Annotated in this window: 1 protein-coding gene; it reads left to right on the top strand. The window is 44.5% G+C overall.

The window, feature by feature from the left end:
* Positions 1-265: 265 nt before the first annotated feature.
* Positions 266-1,785, top strand: a 1,520-nt coding sequence (locus tag NNL21_RS35960) for an alanine--tRNA ligase (RefSeq protein WP_204822894.1), incomplete at its 3' end; no start/stop codon positions are given.

Below are 1,785 nucleotides of genomic sequence, written 5' to 3'. Positions count from 1 at the left end.
GAAATGATATAAATGAAATCAATGAATGAACAAAATATGCTACATTTCGTTCAGAGAGGGATGTTTTGGTGTGAAATCCTACGAAACTTAGTATGTTGCCGGTTCAGGAGTGCGGTTAATGCCCGCCGGTTTGACTCGTTATAGTCAATTGAGCTGATTGTATCGCTAAATGCGAAGACAATAACTTGGGTGGTACCGCGATTAATTCGTCCCAATCTTGGGGCGTTTTTTTGTTGTCTAAAATAGAGTAAAAGGAGAAATATCAATGAAACTGTATACATCTGAAGAGATTAGAGCGAAGTATATTCAGTTTTTTCAAGAAAAAGGTCATGCCGTCATTTCTAGCGCTTCCGTTATACCCGATAACGATCCCACCGTATTGTTTACGACAGCGGGCATGCACCCGCTGGTGCCCTATTTACTTGGAGAGAAGCATCCATCTGGAACGAGGTTAACCAATGTTCAGAAGTGTATACGTACTGTGGATATAGATGAAGTCGGTGATGATACCCATTGCACCTTTTTTGAGATGATGGGCAACTGGTCACTTGGCGATTATTTCAAACATGAATCCATATCGTGGAGTTGGGAGTTCGTCACTTCGCCGAACTGGCTCGATATACCCAAGCATAAAATTGCGGTTACTGTATTCGAAGGAGATGATGATGCTCCCCGTGATCAGGAGTCGTACGAGATATGGTGTGCATTAGGTCAATGTGAGGAAGAGATCTTCTTCTTGCCTAAAGCCGATAATTGGTGGGGGCCAGCAGGTCAAACAGGTCCTTGCGGTCCCGATACGGAAATCTTCATTATCTCGGATAAAGAACGTTGCGGTCCTACATGTTCGCCAGCATGTGGATGTGGGCGCTATGTTGAATTCTGGAATAATGTATTTATGAAATATAACAAAACGGCGGAGGGAAAGTTTGAACCGCTTGATCAAAAAAACGTCGATACGGGAATGGGCTTAGAGAGAGTGCTAGTCGCTTTGAATGGAGGAACAGTCTATGATAGCGACCTGTTTACTACGATATTCTCACGAATTGCAGAACTGTCGGAGACGGCATACGAAAATCAACCCAAAGCGTATCGAGTTGTTGCGGATCATACCCGCACGGCAGTATTTATCCTTGGTGATAATTACGGCATTACTCCGTCTAATGTCGACCAAGGCTATGTGCTGCGAAGATTGATTCGCCGAGCTGTTAGATTCGCAATGCAATTGAGTATTCAAGAAGGCGGTCTAGCGGATATCGCTAGCGCTGTGATTGACAAGTACGAGCTAATATACCCAGAGCTGCAAAGCAATCGCGATAAAATTATTAGGGAACTCCAGGCGGAAGAAGCTCGTTTTCAAAAAACGCTCGCGCAGGGACTTCGTGAATTCGATAAGCTTTCGATTTCATTAGTAAATGGTCAAATAGACGGTGCAGCTGCATTCAAACTTTATGATACGTATGGGTTTCCCATCGAATTGACCATGGAACTGGCAACAGAGCGTTCCATCGCCATCGATCTGGAAGGATATCTAGAGAAATTTCAGAAGCATAGAGAGTTATCTCAAGCCGGAGCAGCCCAAAAGTTTAAAGGCGGTTTAGCAGATAATTCTGCACAGACGGCAAATCTGCATACGGCAACTCATCTTCTGCATGCTGCACTACGAAAGGTTCTCGGAGATGAGGTGGCGCAAAAGGGCAGCAATATAACGGCTGAGAGACTGCGCTTTGATTTTTCGTTCCATCGTAAAATGACTGAAGAAGAGATCGTGGCAACCGAGCGGCTGGT

It is taken from the genome of Paenibacillus mendelii (assembly GCF_024498075.1).
In the GTDB taxonomy this organism is placed as follows: Bacteria; Bacillota; Bacilli; order Paenibacillales; family Paenibacillaceae; genus Paenibacillus_Z; species Paenibacillus_Z mendelii.
The sequence above is the reverse complement of the archived record's forward strand: the minus strand, read 5'-3'. Positions and strand labels throughout refer to the sequence as shown.